The following is a 19,147-nucleotide window of genomic DNA, read 5'->3' as shown; positions in this document are numbered from 1 at the left end:
CGCCCAGATGAGCCCGGACTCCGCTCAACAGTCGAACACTCCAAAGATCGAACCCGAAGAAATCCTCGAAGGCATCCTGGACTGGGTCGAGGCGGAAAGCCCGACCACAGACAAGGACGCAGTCAACAAGGTCGCAGACAAGGTTCAGGGGCTCTATGACGGCCTTGGACTTGCCATCGAGCGCACACCCGGGCGGGACGGTTTCGGCGATATCATCCGGGCGCGGACCGAGAATGCGAGTGGCGAAAAAGGCATTCTGGTCCTCTGCCATATCGACACGGTGCACCCGATCGGTGTGAAGGATGGCGCGCTGAAAATCCGCCGAGAAGGCGACGAGGTCTATGGCCCCGGCATCTACGACATGAAGGCGGGTGCCTACCTGCCCTACTACGCCTACCGCCACCTGCAGCGCCTAGGCCGAAAAACCAGCCTGCCAGTGACCTTCCTCTATGTCTCCGAGGAAGAGGTCGGCAGCCCGATGTCCCAAGAGTTCATCGAGGAAGAGGCTCGGAAGGCGAAATACGTGCTGGTCACAGAGCCGGCCCGCGATGGCGGTAAGGTCGTGGTCGCGCGCAAGGGCGTCGGCCGTTTCACCATGACCATCACCGGCCGCCCCGCCCATGCGGGTGCCAGGTACGAAGACGGTCGCAGTGCTATCAGCGAATTGGCCAACCAGATCAAGGCTATCGATGCGTTAGTCGATCTCGAGCGCGGGGTGACAACCAATGTCGGCATCATCAGTGGTGGCACCGCGGTCAATGTCGTTGCACGGGACGTTGTCGCTGAAATCGACCTCCGGGTGCTGACCAAGGCGGACGGCGAGGAAATGACAGCCAAAATCCTCGGCCTGAAGGCCCAGAACCCGGACGTCACTGTCGAGGTCACCGGCGGCATGAACCGCCCGCCGATGGAAGCCACCGATGCCAGCATGAAACTGTTCGAGCATGCCAAGGCCTGCGCGGCAGAAGCCGGATTCGAGCTCGAAGCGACCGAGACAACCGGCGGCGGCAGCGATGGCAACTTCACCGCAGCCCTTGGCGTACCGACCCTAGATGGCCTCGGTGCCGACGGCGAAGGCGCCCATACGCTGGAAGAGAAGATCTATTTCTCCTCCCTCGAACCCCGCGCGAAAATGTGGGTTCGCCTGCTGGAAACGCTGGAATAAGTAAAAACCGTCATCCCGGCCGGAGAGCCGGGACCTAGATGATCAATGGGCTGGCCCCTGCATCCCTAGGTCCCGGATCAAGTCCGGGATGACGGTGATATTTTTACTCAGCCGCCACTGCCGAGGCGAGCTGGTGGGAGACGAGCTGGGCGTAGAGCCCACCCTTCGCCACCAGCTCCTCGTGGCTACCTGTTTCGACCAGCGTGCCCTCGCTCAACACCGCGATCATGTCCGCGTTTCGGATCGTCGAAAGCCGGTGGGCGATGACGATGGTGGTGCGGTCGCTCTGCAGCCGGTCCAGAGCTTCCCGAACAGCCCGCTCGTTCACCGCATCCAGATGAGAGGTGGCTTCGTCCAGGATCAGCACCGGTGCGTCCTTCAGGAAAGCCCGGGCAATGGCCACCCGCTGGCGCTGACCTCCTGAAAGACTGGTGCCGCGTTCGCCGACCTTGGTGTCGAGCCCGTCCGGCAGCATGTCGACCAGATCGCCGAGCGATGCATGGCTCACCGCCGCCGCCAGATCCGCTTCGCTGGCGTCGGGACGGGCCAGCATGATGTTGGCGCGGAGCGTGTCGTTGAACAGGTAGGTATCCTGCGCCACCAGCGCGATCCGGCCGCGCAGATCGTCCAGCTTGTAATCCTTCAGATCCGTGCCATCCATTAGCACCCGACCAGCGTCCGGATCCCAGAACCGCATCAGCATCTGGGCAAGCGTCGTCTTGCCCGCGCCGGACGTGCCGACCAGCGCCACCGTCTTGCCCGCCGGAATTGTCAGGCTGAAGTCCCGGATGGCCCGGCGGCTCTGCCCCGGATAGCGGAAATCAACGTCTTCCAGCGTAATTGACACCGGCCCGGACTGATCGGGACCGCCCGGACCGTCCGTCACCGGCACAGGCTCGTTATTCAGGGCATAGACCCGCCGGGTCGAACCCAGCGTGTCAGCGAGCTGACGGCCGATCTGCGCGATCTCGGAGACCGGCAGGAAGGCCGCCATGGCAAGGATGGTGAGCAGTGGCAGCACAGCCACCTGGATAACTCCAGATGCCGTGAGCCAGGCCCCAACAACCACCACCGCCAGACCGCCAAGGCCTGTCAGGGCTTCAAGCAGGCTCTGCTGCGCTGTCAGCTCCCGGAAGAACGGCAGGCGGAGATTGATATGGCGCTGGCCGAGTTCGTCCAGCTTGTCCCCACGGGGCCCTTCCTGCTGGAAAGCCACGATCTCACCGAGGCCCTGCACGCTATCCACCGCAAAGGCGCCAAGCTCTCCCGATGCCTCGCGAGCTTCCGAGCCGAGCGTATCGACCCGGCCGCGCATCAGGAACGGGCTGAGACCGACAGCAACAAGAAACGGCAGCAGCGTGAAAGCCAGCACCGGGTTTTCCATGCCGAGCCAGACCAGCACACCGGCCGGCACCAGGATGGCGACGAAGGCCGGCGCCACCGTGTGGGCGAAGAAATACTCGACCAACTCGATATCGTGGGTGACCAGCGTCATCAAATCGCCGGTGCGCCGCCGGACGAGATAGGCCGGTGCAAGCGCATCCAGCTTGCGGAAGGTATCTATCCGCATTTCCGCCAGCAGCCGGAAGGCCATGTCATGGGCGAGCCAGGATTCCAGCCAGTGCAGCACGCCGGACAGCGGCGCCACCACCGCAAGCCCCCAGAGATAGGGCGTGAAATCCGTGCCATTCTTCAGGGCCAGCACGACGAAGGCGCTGAGTACGCCGACACCGATGAACCCGAGAACCCGAAGCACGCCGAACAGGAAGGTCAGCACCAGCTTGCCCTTCCACGGCATGATGACCTTCATCAGCTCGGTGACAACCTGCGTCCAGGTCAGCCCCTCGGCCTTGATGATACCTTCGGTCGGCGCCTGCATGGCACCGCCGGGCACATCGGCAATGCTTTCCGCTGCCGGTTTCGCCGCCGCATCCCGCACCACCGGCTCGGCCGCTTCGGCGGCGGCTGCCTCACGGGCCTGCTCGGCCATCAGCCCGGCATAGAGCCCGCCCGCTTTCATCAACGCGCCATGCGGCCCTTCCTCGGCGACCTTGCCGTCGTTCAACACCAGAATACGGTCGCAATCGATAACGCTGGAAAGACGGTGCGCCAGAACCAGCGTGGTCCGGCCTTTCATCAGCCGGTTGAGTGCGTCCTGAATGACCGCCTCGTTCTCCGCATCCACCGCCGACAGGGCCTCATCGAGAATGAGGATCGGCGTGTCGCGCAGCAGCGCCCGGGCAATGGCCATGCGCTGACGCTGACCACCGGAAAGCTTGATGCCGCGCTCGCCGATCACCGTCTGGTAACCCTCAGGCAGGCCTTCGATAAAGTCGTGAATATTGGCGGCTTGAGCGGCTGAAACCACGGAGGCGTGATCCGCCTCGGGCCGGCCCATGCGGATGTTTTCCTCCACCGTGCCGTGGAACAGGAACGTGTCCTGGTTGACCACCGAGATCATTGAGCGGATCTGTTCGAAGGACAGTGCATCGAGCGGCTTGCCGCCGAGCAGGATGCGTCCCTCGGTCGGATCGAAGAACCGCAGCAGCAGGCGGACGACGGAGCTCTTGCCGCAGCCGCTGGGGCCAACGAGGCCGATACGTTCTCCCGGTTTCACAGCGAAGCTGAGCCCGTCATGCACGGTGCGCGGCGCGCCAGGATAATGGAAGCCGACTTCTTCGAAGGTAATGGAGGCCTCAAGCGGCGCTGTGCCGGACGCAACCGCGTCCTCAACATCCGGCTTGCCGTCCAGCACCCGGTAGATGCCTTTCGCGGCCGACAGCCCGACCATGCCTTCATGCAGCACGTTGCGCAGCTCACGCATCGGCCGGAACACCTCGACGCCGAGCATCATGATGACCAGCAGAGACGTCAGCTCAAGCTGGCCTTCCGTCACCCGCCAGGCACCGAGGCCGAGCGCGGCCGCGGCACCGCAGGCAATCGAGCTGTCGGTGATGCCGCGGGCGAGCACGTTGCCGCTCAGCACCCACATGGTGCTGCGGAACACTTCCCGTGCCTTCACCTCGAGCGTATCGCCGCGCGCCTTGCTCTGCCCGAAGGCCTTCAGGGTGGCGAGGCCTTGCAGTGAATCCAGAAACTCGGCGGCGAAGGATGAATAAGCCTCCTGCCGGCGGCGTGCGCTGCGTTCGTTCGAGCTGTGCCAGAGCGCCGGCGCGAACACCGCAAGCAGCGCAAACACCAGCATGACCAACGCCACCGGCAGGTCGATCCAGGCGACGAAAGCGAAAATCAGCAGCGGTGCCAGCAGGGAGACCGCAAGCTGCGGCAGATACTGTCCGAAATAGACTTCCAGCCGGTCCACAGCATCGGTCAGGGCCAGCGTGATGGCACCGGACCGTTCCCGCCCGACATATGCCGGGCCGAGACTGGCCAGCTTGTCATAGACCTTCCGGCGCAGACTGACCTGCACCTTGGCCGCCGTCTCGTGCGCCACCATGTTACGCCATTGCTCGACCCAGCCACGGGCGATCATCACCAACGCGATACCGGCGATAGAGGGCCAGAGATCTTCCAGCGCGTCGCCAGAGAAGATCCGGCCGATCAGCCAACCCAGAAGGCCGAGCCGGGCGACACCGAGACTGACCCCCAGCAAGCCGATCAGGATGGCCCATGAAATCCGGCCGCGAACCCCTTCGGTGAACTGCCACAGTCTGGTTTCGAAATGCATGATGATTTCCCTTCGGACGGTCCGGACCGGCTGGCCCTTATTCCAATCGGGATCAGAATATCCGAAAGATAATATTCCGAGACTGGACAAATTTCGCAACGCAGCGAACAATTTTGTACCGCCACATTGCGAGCCACTCGCATTAAGGTACCGCCATGCTGACCGATTGGGACGATTACCGGGTATTTCTGACCCTAGCGCGCGAGCGGAGCCTGACGGCGGCCGCGAAGGCGCTCAATGTGAGCCACCCGACCGTGGCCCGGCGGGTAAAATCGCTGGAAGAGGCCATCGGCGCCCGCCTGTTCGACCGGCTACCGGATGGCTATGTGCTGACACCCGCCGCCGAGCAATTGCTGTCCGACGTGCAGGCAATGGACGATGCGGCGCAAGCTATCGAGCGGCGCAGCCTCGGCCTGACGGACACGGCGCGCGGCACGGTGCGGATATCTGTCGGCGAGCACATGATGCATTTTCTGACCCAGCACCTCGCCCAGTTACGCGACCGGCTGCCGGAAATCGAGATTGAACTGCACGTGACCCACCTGATGGCCAACCTGTCCCGGCGGGAAGCGGATATCTCCATCCGCGAGGTGGTGCCGGATGCGGCGGATCTGGTCACGCGCCGGATCGGCCGGTTCCATTATGCCGTCTACGGCACACCACAGCTTGTCGGTCAGATCGGCGGTTCCGGGAAAGATGCGGATGCGTTGAACGGCTCCCTCGCCTACCTGCCGTGGATCGGTTTCGACGAGGAACATCACTACATGCCCGGGCAAGCCTGGCTCCGGCAGATGCTCGGCAATCGCAGCCCGGTGGTGCGGGCCAATAACGGCAACAGCCTGCATCTCGCAGTAAGTGCGGGTGCCGGGGTCACGGTCCTGCCCTGCTTCATCGGCGATGCGGACCGCAACCTGGTCCGCGCCACTCCGGTTCTGGAAGACGTGGTCGCCGACCAGTGGATGCTGGTGCATCGCGACCTGCGCACCCTGCCCCGCGTCCGCGCCATGATGGATGAGCTAGCGCGTCTGTTTCAGATGGAGAAATCGGCGCTGGAGGGGGCTGCGGGCTAGTAATTCTTCCCGCCCACACAGCCGTCACCCCGACGCAGGTCGGGGTCCATGGAGAACGCGCGCCACCCCATGATCGGTGGATCCCGACCTGCGTCGGGATGACGATTGAAGCTCGGGTTTAGTACAGTGCTTCCTTGTAACGCTCGACCATCTTCTCCTGGCTCTCACCATCGTCCTTCAGTCCGAGCTGATCCATGATCATCTTGCCGAGGGTCGGCAGCGTCGAGCGTTCGATCTGTGCCTCCGGATCCCAGAGCCGCGACCGCATCAGCGCTTTCGCGCAATGCAGGAAGGCGAGCTCGACCTTGATCTTCAGCACGGTGGCCGGAAGCCGTTTCTTCATCTCGAAGCCGGCAAGCAGCTCTGCATCGTCACGAATCTCGGCGGTGCCGCGAATGCGCAGGGTCTCATCCACGCCGGGGATCAGGAAGATCACCGAGCAAGTCGGGTTCGAGAGGATATTCGTCAGTGAATCGAGACGGTTATTTCCCGGTCGGTCGGGAATGACGATGGTGTTGCTGTCTGGAATCGCAACAAATCCCGGCTCGTCGCCGCGTGGCGTGATGTCGACGACACCATCCCCGTTATGGGTTGCCAGCAGCAGGAAAGGTGAGAGTTCTATGAAGCGTTTGCAATGCGGATCAAGCGCGCTCAGCTCCTTCTCGACCGCACGCCCAGCGGCGGGTCGATAGATTTCGCGCAGCGCCTCGACCGTTTCGATCTTTGCCATAACTTCCGTCCGGGTAAGCAACAGGGGCGCACATGCTGCTCTGCCGTGCCTTTAACGTCAACTGGGGCCGTCAACTCCACCAGCGCAAGACCGTATCGTGGACTGGATTATCGAAGTTGCCGCCGTCCTTGCGCCAAGAATCGTATGACTTCTCCAGCCGGAAGCACCAGATATCGCGGAGAAATCCGTCTTCGTCCGTTCTCATCGGGTTAATGGGGGGGAGTGCCAATGGACCGGTCACGCCGCAAGCCGGATCATTTTCCGGCGCAGGCGATACAAGTGGTCACGGCAGGATCGAGCTCCAGCCGCTTCAGCGGAATTTCCTCACCACAGGTGACGCAATAGCCGAAATCCTCGTCCTCGATCCGGGCAAGAGCGGACGCAATGCGCTGCAGTTCCATCCCGCGCCGTCGTTCCGTTTCCTTGGCCATAGCCTGTCCCTGCAAAGCGTCCATGCGCGAAAGGCGCCCGACCCTGGTCTGGTCGAGCTCTACCGGGCTCGCGTCTCCCGATGCAGTTTCCATCACCGCTTTCAGCTCAGCGCGCCGGGCGAGCAGGAGATCGCGAAAATGGTCGAAATCGAATTTCATGGCGTTAACCGTACAACGCGCAGAATCAGTATACCAGTTGGTCGTCGCCACCGGAGCCACCGATCACAAGCTCGCCACGATCGGAAAGATCCTTCGCGGCCGTGACCATCGCGGTCTGCGCCTCCTCCACGTCCTTCAGCCGCATCGGGCCGAGAGACTGCATGTCCTCGCGCAGCAACTTCGCCGCACGTTCGGACATGTTGGAGAAGAACAGGTCCTTCAGCTCTTCCGACGCGCCCTTCAGGGCGATGGTGAGCTTGTCCTTGTCCACTGCGCGCAGCAGCGTCTGCACCCCCGCCGGGTCGATCCGGGCCAGATCCTCGAAGGTAAACATCAGGCTGCGGATTTTCTCCGCACTGTCCTTGTTGCGTTCTTCGAGGGCGGAGAGAAAGCGGGATTCGGTCGCCCGGTCCAGGTTGTTGAAGATTTCCGCCATCATCTCGTGGCTGTCCCGCCGGTTGGTGCGCGCCAGATTCGACATGAACTCGGTGCGCAGCACGCGTTCCACGTCCTTCTCGATTTCCTTGTTCACCGCTTCCATGCGCAACATGCGCATGACAACTTCCATGGCGAAGTTTTCCGGCAGAATCGACAACACCTTGCCGGCATGGGCCTGGCCGATCTTGCCGAGGATCACAGCGACGGTCTGCGGATATTCGTTTTTCAGGAAGTTCGCCAGAACCTGCTCGTTCACATTGGCGAGCTTGTCCCACATGGTCCGGCCAGCCGGACCACGGATCTCTTCCATGATGTCGTTGACACGGTCGTTGCCCAGCACCTTGGTGAGCAACCGCTCTGTCGAATCCATCGAGCCGACAAGGGAGCCGGTGGAGGACACCTGCTCGGCGAACTCGACGAAGAGACGTTCAACGATGTTGGAGCTGACGGTTCCGAGCCCCGCCATGACCTGGGAGATTTCCTTGATCTCCTCATCGTCCAGCAAGGCAAACAGCTTTCCGGCCTGCTCCTCGCCGAGCGACATCAGCAATATGGCGGATTTTTCCGGACCGGTGATGCCCCGATAATCTTCGCGGACACGCATTCCCATGGCAGCCTTCCCCAAAAAGGCGTCAGTAAAATATTATGGTAAATTTTAACATGAATAGACAGACGCCTGAAGTCATTAACGACAATTAGGGAATGGCTATTTACCCTCCCCCTCCTGACAAAGCGGCCGCTGTCACATTTACCGTATCTTCAGAGTTAAGAGCCTACATTTCGCAAGATTTATACTCGGCACCTCGCGACAAATCGAGCATTTGCTGTGCAACCCTGCGGAAGGCTCCGCCCCGATGACCGTTCAACAATTGACCGCAAAAGACCGACTGAAATCCATGCTCTCAAGCGGATCCCGCCCGCTCGGGGGGCAGCTTCAATTTCTCGGTCTCGACGAGGTTAAGCAGCAGCTTGGCGACCGGTGGGAGACGAAGAAGGACTTCATCCGCTCATTGTGCCAACGGACAGTAAAACCGCATATCGGCAAATCGGATCTCTGTCTGGAATATGGTGAACTCGGCTTCGTCATCCTGTTCGGCGAGCTTGACGATGAAACGGCGACCATCAAATGCGGCCTGATCAAAGCGGAAATTCTTCGCCAGCTGAAAGGCGACGACGAGCTCGCCAGCCTCAATGTGCACACATCAGTCGGCGACCTGGCAAGCGGCGGCACGAGCAACGCAAGCCTTTCGGACCTGATCGAGAAGGCCATGGCCAACAAGTCGGAGAAATCCGCCGACCCAAGGGCGGATGATGCACCCGAGAGCATGAAGGGCGAATCACATCCGGCCGAAGCGTTTGACTATTCCGAGACACAGAAAGAAAATTTCCATCAAGCACAATGGGCCTCGATCAAGTCGACGCTGCAACCTGGAGCAGATCCATTCAGCCTCCAGGAAGAGGAAAAGAATGCAGGGCTTGGCGACGTCGATTTCGGCTTCCTGCCTCTGGTCAACCTGAAGAGCGGAGTCATTTCGATCTTCCATTGCGCGGCGGTCCGCCTCGATTCCTTTGACAGGATCATCAACGGGCATGACGTGCTCTCGGAAAACAGTGACGAGAAATCCGCCATTGAGCTGGATCTGCTGACCCTGGCCCGCGCGAAAATCGGCCTGATGGACATGACCATGCGCAAACGGATCGCGCTGGTTTCAATCCCGCTCAGCTACGCCACCCTGTCGCGTCCACGCTCCAGGCAGGATTTCCTGGCCGCATTGAAAACGATCCCGTCAGAATTGCAGCGCTACCTCGTCATTACCTTGACCGGCTTTCCGGACGGCGTTCCGACAGGCACGCTCGCGGAATATGTTCATCTGATCAAAAACAATGTCAGAGGAGTCGCCGCACGGGTTCATCCGGAGACGAACAGCTTGAAATCGCTCAAGGAAGCCGGCGTCCAGATTGTCGGGTTCAAGTTTCCCGAGGCCGAGCCAGTATCTGCAAAAATGGCGGAGACCATGCTCACCTTCAAAAAGAACGCGGGCAAGTTCGGCCTCAGCACCTTTGTCCGGAACCTGAAACGGAAAGACCTGGTCCGCGCGGCGATAGATCTTGAGTATGACTATTTCAGCGGGCCGGCCATCGCCGATCTTTCCGATTATGTCGGACCGGTCAGAGAGGTCGACCTCACGGCCTTCTGACCGGCACCGTTTCCCGCGTCAGTGTGCGAAGATCACAGGAATATCCGCCTGATCGAGGATCTGGCGGGTTGCTCCGCCGAAGATCAGCTGGGTCAGCCGGCTCTGCGTATAGGCGCCTTTCAACATCAGGTCCGCCCCGAGATCGCGTGAAATCTCGACCATCTTTGCGCCCGGTCCGTTCGGCGCCTCGCTCTTGTGCTGCTCGGCCTTGATACCATGACCGGCGAGATAGCTTTGCAGGGCCTTGCCATCCGGGCCCGAGGCGTACCAACCTTCTAGCTCAACGATATGAACCGCCTTGGCGGAGCACAGGATCGGCAGGCTCTGCCCGATCAGCCGCGCTGTTTCGGTGCTCCGGTTCCAGGCGACGACGACCGTATCTCCGAACGGCTTGTCCCAGGCTTCCGGCGTCAGCATGACCGGACGTCCACCTTCGAACAGCGCCATCTCGAACAGGGTCTGCCAGTGCGGGCTGCGGGTCGCCCGCGCCACAACGGTCAGATCGAAAATCCGCGATTCCTCGCCAACCTGACGCCAGTTCGACAAGCGCTCCAACTCGACGGAAACCCGTCCCCCAAGATCGGCCGGCAGCGCGTGTTTCATGGCAAGAAACTGGGTCTCTGCCTGCTCCCGCTGCGCGGCAACCTCCTCATCGATGCCTTCGTATGACACCACACCGCCGCTCATCGGATCAACAATCACCGGGTCCGGCAAGCGCGGATAGAACAAGGCCGTGACATGTCCGTCGAACCGGCTCGCAAAGCGGGCGGCTGCGGAAACAGGCGTCACATCGGCATTGTCGGCCCCGAACGGGAGAAGGATTTGTTTCATTGATTGCGTCCCCTTTTCATACCGCAGCGTAGGTCGATCACGGCACCGAATAAAGACCCGAGCGGTAAAGAAAGCATAGCAGAAGTGCGGAAACCTACTCTAACCCAAACTGCCCGTCACATCGTTCAAAGACCAGTCATATGCATAGTTTACAGCGACATCGTCCGACAGATTCCGGCGCAGCCCCGGCAAAGCATAAAGGCGAAGATGCGACAGTATGGCACCGCGCGAGCCGCCAAGATCCTCCGCGTACCACTCATAGAGACTTGAGAGAGTCGCCGTCCTGCCATCGGTCCAAACACCGCGCGGATGATTCACGAAGTCGAGCGCCTGTTCGTCAAGCAACCTGTCGACGTTGGCACCTGTAAAACCCTGGGCCAACAGGCCCGGCGATCCGACCGCACCATAGCAAAGTCCGTAATGCACGCGGCCGTCGCGCCAATAAGCGCGCAGGATGCCGTTGCGGATGTCCGAGAGGCTGAGAGGATGCCCCTCGACCTCGACGATCGGCCTGCCCCATGGTGTCCCGTCGCCGAAATCGATGTCGCGCACCGACAGCACAAGATAGGCGCGGCCAATCAGACGGACCACCAGGGCATTATGCAGATTGAGCCAGAAGGCATATTGCTCCGGCCGGTCGAGAGTGTGGACTGGGGTTGCGGCCAGCGTGCTCAGATACGTATCGAGCAATTCCCATTCCGCCGTCGGGATCTCACCATAGGGCAGCATCGGAACGTGATCTGACCTCAGCCTCCTGTATTTTGAGAGGAACCTGTCCCAGAGCCGATGATCCACCAGCCGGCGGGAGCCCGGCGCATGGGCGCGCCACTCTTCCAGCGGACGCACCGGTCCCGGCGAGAAAGGCCGGTCTGTTCCCGGGAAACCTCCGGCACAGCCGCCAAGCACGGCAGCGAGAGCACCGCCGATCAGCACCTGTCGTCGGCTCCGCCCACGCATATGGGTCACGGGATGGTCGACATCTGGACCGATCCGATCCCGTCGACTTCATAGATAAAACACTCTCCCGGACCCGGGAAGCGGGTCTTCAGGGTCGATCCCGTCATCACGATCATGCCGGTCTCAAGCGGCCGCCCCTGGGCGGACAGCTCGTTTGCGGCCCAGGCCAGGGCAGTCAACGGATTGCCAAGCGCCGCGCCGGTTGTCGCTTTCTCTATCTCCCCGCCAACCTCCAGACGCGTCGGTGTGGAGGTCAGATCGAAACCGCGCCAGTCCGTCACCGGCGCCCCCAGCACGACGCCGCCGGACCAGGCATTGTCAGCCACCAGAGAACGGGCATCGAAGTTCTCATAAACCGCACTGCGATCCTCGATCAGCTCGAAAGCCGGGATCACCGCATCCACGAACGGCGCAATTGAATCCGCATCATATGATCCGGAAGGAACCGTGCGGCCGAGCCGAAGGGCGAGCTCGAACTCAATGCCGACATGCTGGAATGCGGCCAGGGAAATCTCCGCGGGCGACGCCACCAGAGTGTCGTCAAAGATCGCCCCGAGCAGCGGATGATCTACGCCCACAAAAGCCTGCATGGCGGCAGATGTCAGCGCGATCTTGTACCCCGCGATGCTGGCGCCGCTGCGCTCCTGACGCATGGAGACGAAAGCCTCCTGGGCCCTGTAGGCCTCCGCAATGTCGGAGAGCGCCAGTTTCCCGGAAAGCGTCTCATACGGCACACGGCTCGCATGCTCCTCCAGCAGATGCCGGGCCACAGCCCGCTCCTTCTCCAAGTCCCTACCGGCCCCGGCCATGACGCTTTCCCCTTTTGTCGTTACGATGCCAAGTCTCACCCATCCCAGACAGTCGCTCAAGACAGTGCTGAACCAGACGATGAGATCCGGGAGACTGGTAGTGACGACACCCTAGCCTGCGGGGTCCTGAAAACCGAAATCCGCATTATCACCGGAAATTCGAACTTTCATTCGAACAAACCCTCCAGACCAATCGGCGGCGTAACGTTCCGGTTTACCTCGCCATCCAGCTTTGCATTGCAGCTCGCACCGTCTCCGGAAAAATACTCCCCATACTTTCCCCGATCAGCGCCTTCGCCGCCATCGGCCGCAATCACCCGGTTGCCACTATTCATTTCCCACAGCGGGCGGCTCTCTTGGGGATTTCAGAAAAACCATTATGCGAATCGGGGGTTAAATTCTGCCCGTCACGCTCAATAACATGATCGATGGCAAGGTATTCGCGACCATAATTTATTGGATTAATTGTCGCTGCCCTTAGGAATTCTTAAACCAATAATATGGTAATTTATCAGCAACATAGACGAAAACGAGTATGCGATATCGCGTTTCAACGAAACCCAAAGCGCAATGAGTGCGCATTTTTTTCTGGAAATTAATTTCGTTCGAACTTATCTACTAAGTCATTGAGATGTAACCCGTGCGGGAAAGGTGCGAGACGGCCGACATGGTCATCAAGGGTAAGGTGAAGAAATCGATCAAGAAGCAGATACGCCACCAAGGCTTTGCCGAGGTGGATCTGACGCTTGACCAGATTCAGAAACTTCACCTGATCAATGACGACCGCGGCATGGACCGGGAAAACGAGCGGTTCTGGAAACTGGTCCGTGCGATCCGAGATCACGGCTACGCCTCAAACGACCCGCTTCGCATCTTCTATCTCGACGACAGCTTCGTTCTGGTCGATGGCGGCCACCGCCTGACCGCCGCCCGCAAGGTGGCCGAAGAATGGCTGTCAAACCTGTTCCGGGAAAAGGTCCACTATATCAGCTGCCTGGTCACAGAAGGCCCGCTGCAGGACGTCTCGGACAACGACAACAACTCCCTGCCTGCCTGACCCATCCTCGACCGGCCCTCTTTCCGCTCACTTAGCCTGCCGCGCCCCATTGGCAATCGCGGCCCGCTCCTGTATCACGTTCGCCTAGGCGGCCCCGTAGCTCAGTAGGATAGAGCGACAGATTCCTAATCTGTAGGTCACAGGTTCGAATCCTGTCGGGGTCACCACTTTTCTTCCCATACAGTCCGACACGGAATCTGGCGCCACTTCGTAATCTCCGGGGATGCGGAAGGTTGACGTGGAGTAGTCACGTCAGGTAACGGCAACCATTCATATAATTCGAGAAGTCACCTGGGTTGAGCAGCCGCACAATAAAAAACAAAGCCCGTCCAATATAAATCATTCACTTTTCGAATACCCCAAGGCGTCGCATGGCGCATGCTATCGTTCCCTTGCCATAAAAAGGAGAACCGGCATGCAACCCCATATTGAAACGGCACGTGCCTACTATCGTGAAATGATGACGCTGATTGTGCGGTCCGGCTACCGCATATCCATTGAAAACGACATGCGGCAATGGAAGCACATCATGCAAACCGCACCGGCTACTGCCGGAGTATCCAGCATATTCGACCCGGAGAAAGCGGACTACCAGCCTGCGGATGCCTTCTGGCTGAGAGTGTCCAATGAACAGGCCGAAACCGTCGCAATAATCTGCGATCGCCTGGTCCAGACACCTGACTTCATCGGTTTTGTCGAAGAAACCGGAATGTTCTCAGAACCCTATATTCGGCACCCGGTCGAAGAACAACTTTCTGGCAACATCGGTCATGCCGGTGGCCTCTGGATCCATCCAAACAGCCGCAAAACCGGACTGTCCTGGGCTCTGCCACGCCTTATTCGATCTTTATCCGTCATTCACTGGGGGGTGGACCGGCATTGCGGCATCATACTCACCGGTCTCGCCAGTGCAGGGTTCGGAAGCCATATCTACGGCTTCCCACGCTCATGGCTGGCTCTATCGGGCGGCGATTTCCGGCCGACGGGCCAAGAGGAGCGCCTCTTCATTATCGACATCGATGCCAGTGAGATCGCCCGGCAACAGGCCCTGGAACTCGAACGTATTATGGATCACGGCGCAGAGAATTTGGTCGATGTGGCGGCCATTGGACGACAGCGGCATGACCAGACGCCGGTAAGCGAACCACTCCCCGCCCGCCGTCGCATGAACTTCCGATAAGCTTGCACGACCTCGGAAGGCAGCGTCTGCGTAGATTTCGGCGAGACTGCTCCAGAGCTTCGGCCCAAGATGGGGGACCAGCTCGCCGAAATATCTCGGGCGCATACCGCCGTCCATTCTCGTACCGTATCCAACCTTCATGAATTCGAACGTTGCAGGTTGGTCCGACGTGCGAATGATGTGAATGAAGGGCAGCACATCAGGCGCGCGATGAGAAACTTCGTTAAAAGGGACGCCGCGAAGTCCCGGAAAACCTGTTCTTCCCGATCGCGCCGACAGCGTAAAGACTTCAGCCAGCTGATTGTCCACCCCGAGGCGAAAATCCAGATTGTCATACGTGACAATTGCTGCCGGATCTTCACCCTTGATGATATCGAGGCGCATACCGTCCGCGATCATACCACCACCGCGAGACAGATCCCTGCATTCTGGAAAAGCGGCAGGATCGTTACATCGCACAGCGCGCCGGCGCTAATCGTGTACCTGCGTGCGCCGTCTTCCGAGCGCGTGATCTCGCTCTCAATAATCCTGACAATCGTCTCCGCGACCTCGGCGCTGACATAGTCCCCGCTTTCGAGCACCTGCACCCGATTGTCCGTGAGTCCGAAGAGCACATGACAGGGACCGGAGAGCGATGGCTGAGACGCGATGGCCGTCAGAACGGCTTCACGGTCATCTGTTCGGGCAAGCTCATAATAGAGGCTGAGCGCGGCCATGGCTGTCGCCGGGATTTCATCCACGAAATCCGTTTCCCGCCAGCTTTGCAGCGGTAAAAGATCCTCGTTGGACCGCAATGCCATACCCCTAAGCATCTTAAAGTCAGGTTATCACCTCGAAATCCTGCGTACTTTATGGCGACTTTTCGAAATAAGTCCAGACCGAAAGCAAGTGTTCGACCTGTAAATCAGGACACAAGAACCAATGCAGAAGACAGCCCGTCACGGTGAGACCGGTCACACCTGCGCACCAAAGCGCGACAGTCGCGTCAAAAACCTCAGAAGAGTTGAGCCAAAAATGGACCGGACGCTCCGGTCCTAGAGCCCGATGGCCTCGCCTTCGCGGAGGATGGCCGGATCGTATGCCTTGCGGGCGAAGACCTGACGCACCATCGGCTCAAAATGCTCCAGCGGCCACGAGTCATACTCCGGGTCGAACGAGGCCTGGTCCCAACGTTCGCAGAAGGCCGCGCAGGTCTCGAAACAGGGATGGTCCCGGAAGCGGTCTCGGGCATCCGGATCCCAATTGTAGTGATGGGCGTAATAGAGCATCTGGAAGATCCCGTGATGCTCCACCGTCCAGGCGACTTCCCAACGGACGAAGGGCCGGATCACCTCGGCAGAGAACCGGTCATGGTTCTGCGGCGCGAGCCCATCCCCGATGTCGTGCAAGAGCGCCCCGACAATCCAGTCGATATCCGCGCCCTCTGCCTCCGCCCGGGTGGCGGATTGCAGGCCGTGTTCGAGACGGGTGATCCGATAGCCCGGCAGCGTCACTTCGCCGTGACGCCGCAGCTCATCCAGCACCCGGTCCGCGGTCATCGCGAGATAAGGCTTTTCAAGTTCGTGTAGGAGCTCGTAATCGGCTTTGGTGCCATCCTTCATCTGGGTGAAAGACACTGTTTCATCCTGCCGGTTCATACACTTATCCCTGCTGCTCCTGTCGGCGCGTACATTGCAACATCGCCGGTTGCCCCGGCGGCGAGCGCCGCTGCCTGATCCGCGAGAACCTTATCATAAAGCGCCATATCCTCGGTGGCGAAAAGACCGCGGGGGCCGGCGACATTGAACCAGCCCCGGGCACTGTCGCAACCGCGCACCAGCATTGCATAGTCCCGCCCCGGCGCCTCATCGCGGACTTCCGGCGTCACATAGCGAATGGCAAGGCCAATGCGCCGGTCCGCCGAACGGTTCGGCCCGGAGGCGTGAAAGCAGCGGCCGTGATGCAGGGACATTTCGCCCGGCTGCAGCGGACCGTAAGCCGCCCTCTCCTCTTCCACTCCGGCGATCTGCTGGCCGCGCGAGAGCAGGTTCTCGTCCCCCCATGTATCCTCGTGGGCGACGATGGCGTTCTTATGGCTGCCTGGAATGAACCGCATGCACCCGGCCTCGACGGAAACATCACTGAGCGCAATCCAGGCCGTGGTCTCGCCGTCGGTTTCCCCCATTCCCCAATAAGTTAGGTCCTGGTGCCAGGAGACAGTCTTGTTCGAGCCCGGCTCCTTGATGAAGAGCTCGACCGACCAGACCAGCAGGTTCGTCCCCAACACCGCCTCGACCGCATCGAGTATCTCCGGCCGGCGCGCCAGATCCGCGAGCAGCGGGATCACCAGATGGCCATTAACCCGGAAGAACTGATTGAGGTCATGACCGCCTATACCGTCCCGGTGGTTCCGCTCAAGGCCCTCGATTTCGGAGCGTATCGAAGCGACCGTCTCGCTGTCGAAAACCGGAACACCAGCGAAAAACCCATCGCGGTGATACTGATCGACCTCTTTGGCCGTGATGCCCTGGCTCATGAAAACCTCCCTGACCGACTAGAGACAGCCTAGCAGGCGGCGGTAGCGCGGCAGAGCAATGGTTCTTGCCCCATAGGATAAGTTTTACTTAACATGCTCTCATGTCGCCTCGCCGCATTCCCTCCCTGAACTGGCTCCGCGTTTTCGATGTCGCCGCTCGGATGGAAAACTTCACGCGCGCAGCCGAGGTGCTGAACATTAGCGCCGCGGCAGTGAGCCAGCAGATCCTCGCACTGGAAACCCATCTCGGCGAAGCGCTGTTCGAAAGACGGCCGCAACGGGTGGTTCTGACCGAAAAGGGACGCGCTTTCATGCTCGTCGTCCAGCAGTCACTGGCTGCGGTCGACACTACGGCAGGTGCGCTGTTCGGCAGCCATGACCGTCAGATCGTCAACCTCCAGGCCGTTACAATTCTCGCTATGGGATGGCTTCCGGAAAAGCTGAAAGAGTTCGAGGCATCCAACCCGGGTATCCGCGTCAATCTGACAACCGGCAACACAATCCCGGACTTCCGCACGGCATCTTCAGGAGGGCAGCCGGATCTGCAAATCGCCTTCGGCTCGGCGATTGATTTTCCCGACACGGCGATCCGGTTTCTCGACGAGACACTGTCCGTGGTCGGTCATGCCAACCTGGTATCTTCGATTTCCGCACTGGAAGACATCAGGACCATGCGCCTGATCGAAGTCGCGCCCCATCGTTCCGGTTGGCACCAGGTCCTCGCCAATATTGAGGGGATAGATATCGGAGAAATGGATCTCAGTTTCGTCGACACGACCCCACTCGCCCTCATGATGGCCCATGCGGGGTTTGGGCTGGCCCTGGCGCGTGCGCCCGCCTGTCAGGACATGGTCGATGCACTGAACTTGCAGCCGGTCCCCGTCTTGCCAGCAGTGAAAGGGCAGCAATCCTATTTCATCCTCTGGCCCGACAGTCGCCCACTTTCCCGTGCGGCGCGGCTCCTGATCGATTGGCTCACTCGCTGAATGCCGGGTGACCGTTCTCTGGCGACGGGAACACGGCTTCAGAGACCGTTCAGCCGCCCCATGACGTCCATCAGCTTGGGCACATGGGTCTTGCCCTCGCCCTGAGCATTGGCCAGGGCGTAGATCTGCTGCACGGTCGAGCCGATCATGGCCGTCGACCCGGCATCCGCCGCGGCCCGGTTGTAATAGGAGACATCTTTCAGAGCGTTCTCGATGGCGAACTGCAGCCCGCTCGCATCCTGCTTCAACGGCCAGTCCATGACCTTCTGGAAGAGCCCGTTATTGAGGGCACCGGCGGAGATCACCTCGTGCAGCCCGGCGATACTGACATCGGCCTTGCGCGCAGTGGTGACCGCTTCCGCGAAGAGTGCGACCATGCTCATGGACATGAAATTGTTGATCAGCTTCAGGCTGTGCGCCGCCCCAAGCGGGCCGACATGGAAGATGTTCTTCGCAAAACTCTCAATGGCCGGACGCGCCGTCTCAAGATCTTCCTCCGCGCCACCGACCAGCACATTCAGGGTACCGCTCTCTGCCTCCTTCGGCGTCATCGTCAGCGGTGTATCCAGCATGGCGACGCCCTTCTCCCGGAGCGCTGCGCCGATCCGCTTCGTCTCGCCCGGATCTGCCGTGGTGGAATCGGCGACGATCAGACCATCATGAGCGCCCTCCAGGATTCCCTCGGCGCCGAGGACAACTCGTCCCACGATTTCGGAATTCGGCAGACACAGGAAGACCAGATCCGAGGCTTCGGCGACCGCACGCGCCGAGGAAACTTCCCGGGCACCGAGAGAGACCAGATGGTCGATGGGCTTGCGGTTCCTGTTGCCCATGACAGTCAGGGAGAACCCTTTCTCGATCAGGTTCTTCGCCATGCCATGGCCCATCAATCCGGCCCCTATGAAACCCACCCGCATTTTGCCGGTCATCGCA

18 protein-coding genes and 1 tRNA gene are annotated in these 19,147 nt (G+C 60.4%); 7 read left to right on the top strand and 12 right to left on the bottom strand.

The window, feature by feature from the left end; genetic code table 11:
• Window positions 1-7: 7 nt before the first annotated feature.
• Window positions 8-1,165, top strand: a complete 1,158-nt coding sequence (locus IG629_RS00330; RefSeq protein WP_193170007.1) for a M20 family metallopeptidase — start codon at window positions 8-10, stop codon at window positions 1,163-1,165.
• 103 nt (window positions 1,166-1,268) lie between these two features.
• Here IG629_RS00330 and IG629_RS00325 read toward each other — a convergent pair whose 3' ends face one another.
• Window positions 1,269-4,853, bottom strand: coding sequence for an ABC transporter ATP-binding protein/permease (locus IG629_RS00325; RefSeq protein WP_193170006.1), 3,585 nt, complete (start codon window positions 4,851-4,853; stop codon window positions 1,269-1,271).
• Window positions 4,854-5,008: 155 nt separating this feature from the next.
• On the opposite strand from IG629_RS00325, the gene IG629_RS00320 reads away from it, so the two are divergent.
• Window positions 5,009-5,923, top strand: a complete 915-nt coding sequence (locus tag IG629_RS00320) for a LysR family transcriptional regulator (protein ID WP_193170005.1) — start codon at window positions 5,009-5,011, stop codon at window positions 5,921-5,923.
• Between the two features lie 118 nt (window positions 5,924-6,041).
• On the opposite strand, the gene IG629_RS00315 is transcribed toward IG629_RS00320, so the two are convergent.
• The 3 genes from IG629_RS00315 to fliG all read right to left on the bottom strand — a co-directional run bounded on the left by IG629_RS00315 (window position 6,042) and on the right by fliG (window position 8,291).
• On the bottom strand, window positions 6,042-6,653 hold the full coding sequence (locus tag IG629_RS00315; protein ID WP_193170004.1) for a pyridoxamine 5'-phosphate oxidase family protein: 612 nt from the start codon (window positions 6,651-6,653) through the stop codon (window positions 6,042-6,044).
• A gap of 254 nt (window positions 6,654-6,907) precedes the next feature.
• Window positions 6,908-7,243, bottom strand: a complete 336-nt coding sequence (locus tag IG629_RS00310; protein WP_193170003.1) for a TraR/DksA family transcriptional regulator — start codon at window positions 7,241-7,243, stop codon at window positions 6,908-6,910.
• A gap of 25 nt (window positions 7,244-7,268) precedes the next feature.
• Window positions 7,269-8,291, bottom strand: coding sequence for a flagellar motor switch protein FliG (gene fliG, locus IG629_RS00305; protein ID WP_193170002.1), 1,023 nt, complete (start codon window positions 8,289-8,291; stop codon window positions 7,269-7,271).
• 244 nt (window positions 8,292-8,535) lie between these two features.
• On the opposite strand from fliG, the gene IG629_RS00300 reads away from it, so the two are divergent.
• Complete coding sequence (locus tag IG629_RS00300) at window positions 8,536-9,879, top strand: hypothetical protein (RefSeq protein WP_193170001.1); 1,344 nt, start codon at window positions 8,536-8,538, stop codon at window positions 9,877-9,879.
• Between the two features lie 18 nt (window positions 9,880-9,897).
• Here IG629_RS00300 and IG629_RS00295 read toward each other — a convergent pair whose 3' ends face one another.
• From IG629_RS00295 to IG629_RS00280, 4 genes are all read right to left on the bottom strand, one after another.
• A complete protein-coding gene (locus IG629_RS00295; RefSeq protein WP_193170000.1) occupies window positions 9,898-10,710 on the bottom strand; it encodes a universal stress protein in 813 nt (270 codons plus the stop codon).
• Between the two features lie 99 nt (window positions 10,711-10,809).
• On the bottom strand, window positions 10,810-11,643 hold the full coding sequence (locus IG629_RS00290; RefSeq protein WP_193169999.1) for a DUF547 domain-containing protein: 834 nt from the start codon (window positions 11,641-11,643) through the stop codon (window positions 10,810-10,812).
• A gap of 29 nt (window positions 11,644-11,672) precedes the next feature.
• A complete protein-coding gene (locus IG629_RS00285; protein WP_193169998.1) occupies window positions 11,673-12,476 on the bottom strand; it encodes a 2-keto-4-pentenoate hydratase in 804 nt (267 codons plus the stop codon).
• 167 nt (window positions 12,477-12,643) lie between these two features.
• A complete protein-coding gene (locus tag IG629_RS00280) occupies window positions 12,644-12,811 on the bottom strand; it encodes a hypothetical protein (RefSeq protein ID WP_193169997.1) in 168 nt (55 codons plus the stop codon).
• Between the two features lie 332 nt (window positions 12,812-13,143).
• On the opposite strand from IG629_RS00280, the gene IG629_RS00275 reads away from it, so the two are divergent.
• The 3 genes from IG629_RS00275 (at window position 13,144) to IG629_RS00265 (ending at window position 14,713) form a co-directional block, all read left to right on the top strand.
• Window positions 13,144-13,533 carry a ParB N-terminal domain-containing protein gene (locus tag IG629_RS00275; RefSeq protein WP_193169996.1) on the top strand — a complete coding sequence of 130 codons (390 nt, stop codon included), beginning with the start codon at window positions 13,144-13,146 and terminating at the stop codon, window positions 13,531-13,533.
• A 90-nt stretch (window positions 13,534-13,623) separates the two neighbouring features.
• A tRNA-Arg gene (locus IG629_RS00270) sits at window positions 13,624-13,700 on the top strand.
• Window positions 13,701-13,948: 248 nt separating this feature from the next.
• On the top strand, window positions 13,949-14,713 hold the full coding sequence (locus IG629_RS00265; RefSeq protein WP_193169995.1) for a hypothetical protein: 765 nt from the start codon (window positions 13,949-13,951) through the stop codon (window positions 14,711-14,713).
• A gap of 395 nt (window positions 14,714-15,108) precedes the next feature.
• On the opposite strand, the gene IG629_RS00260 is transcribed toward IG629_RS00265, so the two are convergent.
• The 3 genes from IG629_RS00260 to IG629_RS00250 form a co-directional block, all read right to left on the bottom strand.
• Window positions 15,109-15,513, bottom strand: coding sequence for a hypothetical protein (locus IG629_RS00260; protein WP_193169994.1), 405 nt, complete (start codon window positions 15,511-15,513; stop codon window positions 15,109-15,111).
• A 234-nt stretch (window positions 15,514-15,747) separates the two neighbouring features.
• Complete coding sequence (locus tag IG629_RS00255; protein WP_226886340.1) at window positions 15,748-16,350, bottom strand: HD domain-containing protein; 603 nt, start codon at window positions 16,348-16,350, stop codon at window positions 15,748-15,750.
• The gene (locus IG629_RS00250; RefSeq protein ID WP_193169993.1) at window positions 16,347-17,228 is read right to left on the bottom strand and encodes a phytanoyl-CoA dioxygenase family protein; all 882 of its coding nucleotides are present in this window, start codon (window positions 17,226-17,228) and stop codon (window positions 16,347-16,349) included. The genes IG629_RS00255 and IG629_RS00250 overlap by 4 nt, the downstream gene beginning before the upstream one ends.
• A gap of 101 nt (window positions 17,229-17,329) precedes the next feature.
• On the opposite strand from IG629_RS00250, the gene IG629_RS00245 reads away from it, so the two are divergent.
• On the top strand, window positions 17,330-18,214 hold the full coding sequence (locus IG629_RS00245; RefSeq protein WP_193169992.1) for a LysR family transcriptional regulator: 885 nt from the start codon (window positions 17,330-17,332) through the stop codon (window positions 18,212-18,214).
• A 38-nt stretch (window positions 18,215-18,252) separates the two neighbouring features.
• On the opposite strand, the gene IG629_RS00240 is transcribed toward IG629_RS00245, so the two are convergent.
• A partial coding sequence (locus IG629_RS00240; RefSeq protein ID WP_193169991.1) for an NAD(P)-dependent oxidoreductase occupies window positions 18,253-19,147 on the bottom strand: 895 nt, incomplete at its 5' end.

The organism is Nisaea nitritireducens (genome assembly GCF_014904795.1).
In the GTDB taxonomy this organism is placed as follows: Bacteria; Pseudomonadota; Alphaproteobacteria; order Thalassobaculales; family Thalassobaculaceae; genus Nisaea; species Nisaea nitritireducens.
This window is presented reverse-complemented; position numbering and strand designations above follow the sequence as displayed.

Excerpts from the sequence above, each read along its gene's own strand:
- IG629_RS00285 (WP_193169998.1), bottom strand. The coding sequence starts at position 12,476 with ATGGCCGGGGCCGGTAGGGACTTGGAGAAGGAGCGGGCTGTGGCCCGG.
- IG629_RS00300 (WP_193170001.1), top strand. The coding sequence starts at position 8,536 with ATGACCGTTCAACAATTGACCGCAAAAGACCGACTGAAATCCATGCTC.
- IG629_RS00330 (WP_193170007.1), top strand. The coding sequence starts at position 8 with ATGAGCCCGGACTCCGCTCAACAGTCGAACACTCCAAAGATCGAACCC.
- IG629_RS00310 (WP_193170003.1), bottom strand. The coding sequence starts at position 7,243 with ATGAAATTCGATTTCGACCATTTTCGCGATCTCCTGCTCGCCCGGCGC.
- IG629_RS00320 (WP_193170005.1), top strand. The coding sequence starts at position 5,009 with ATGCTGACCGATTGGGACGATTACCGGGTATTTCTGACCCTAGCGCGC.
- fliG (WP_193170002.1), bottom strand. The coding sequence starts at position 8,291 with ATGGGAATGCGTGTCCGCGAAGATTATCGGGGCATCACCGGTCCGGAA.
- IG629_RS00315 (WP_193170004.1), bottom strand. The coding sequence starts at position 6,653 with ATGGCAAAGATCGAAACGGTCGAGGCGCTGCGCGAAATCTATCGACCC.
- IG629_RS00260 (WP_193169994.1), bottom strand. The coding sequence starts at position 15,513 with ATGGCATTGCGGTCCAACGAGGATCTTTTACCGCTGCAAAGCTGGCGG.
- IG629_RS00325 (WP_193170006.1), bottom strand. The coding sequence starts at position 4,853 with ATGCATTTCGAAACCAGACTGTGGCAGTTCACCGAAGGGGTTCGCGGC.
- IG629_RS00295 (WP_193170000.1), bottom strand. The coding sequence starts at position 10,710 with ATGAAACAAATCCTTCTCCCGTTCGGGGCCGACAATGCCGATGTGACG.
- IG629_RS00255 (WP_226886340.1), bottom strand. The coding sequence starts at position 16,350 with ATGAACCGGCAGGATGAAACAGTGTCTTTCACCCAGATGAAGGATGGC.
- IG629_RS00245 (WP_193169992.1), top strand. The coding sequence starts at position 17,330 with ATGTCGCCTCGCCGCATTCCCTCCCTGAACTGGCTCCGCGTTTTCGAT.
- IG629_RS00280 (WP_193169997.1), bottom strand. The coding sequence starts at position 12,811 with ATGAATAGTGGCAACCGGGTGATTGCGGCCGATGGCGGCGAAGGCGCT.
- IG629_RS00275 (WP_193169996.1), top strand. The coding sequence starts at position 13,144 with ATGGTCATCAAGGGTAAGGTGAAGAAATCGATCAAGAAGCAGATACGC.
- IG629_RS00250 (WP_193169993.1), bottom strand. The coding sequence starts at position 17,228 with ATGAGCCAGGGCATCACGGCCAAAGAGGTCGATCAGTATCACCGCGAT.
- IG629_RS00265 (WP_193169995.1), top strand. The coding sequence starts at position 13,949 with ATGCAACCCCATATTGAAACGGCACGTGCCTACTATCGTGAAATGATG.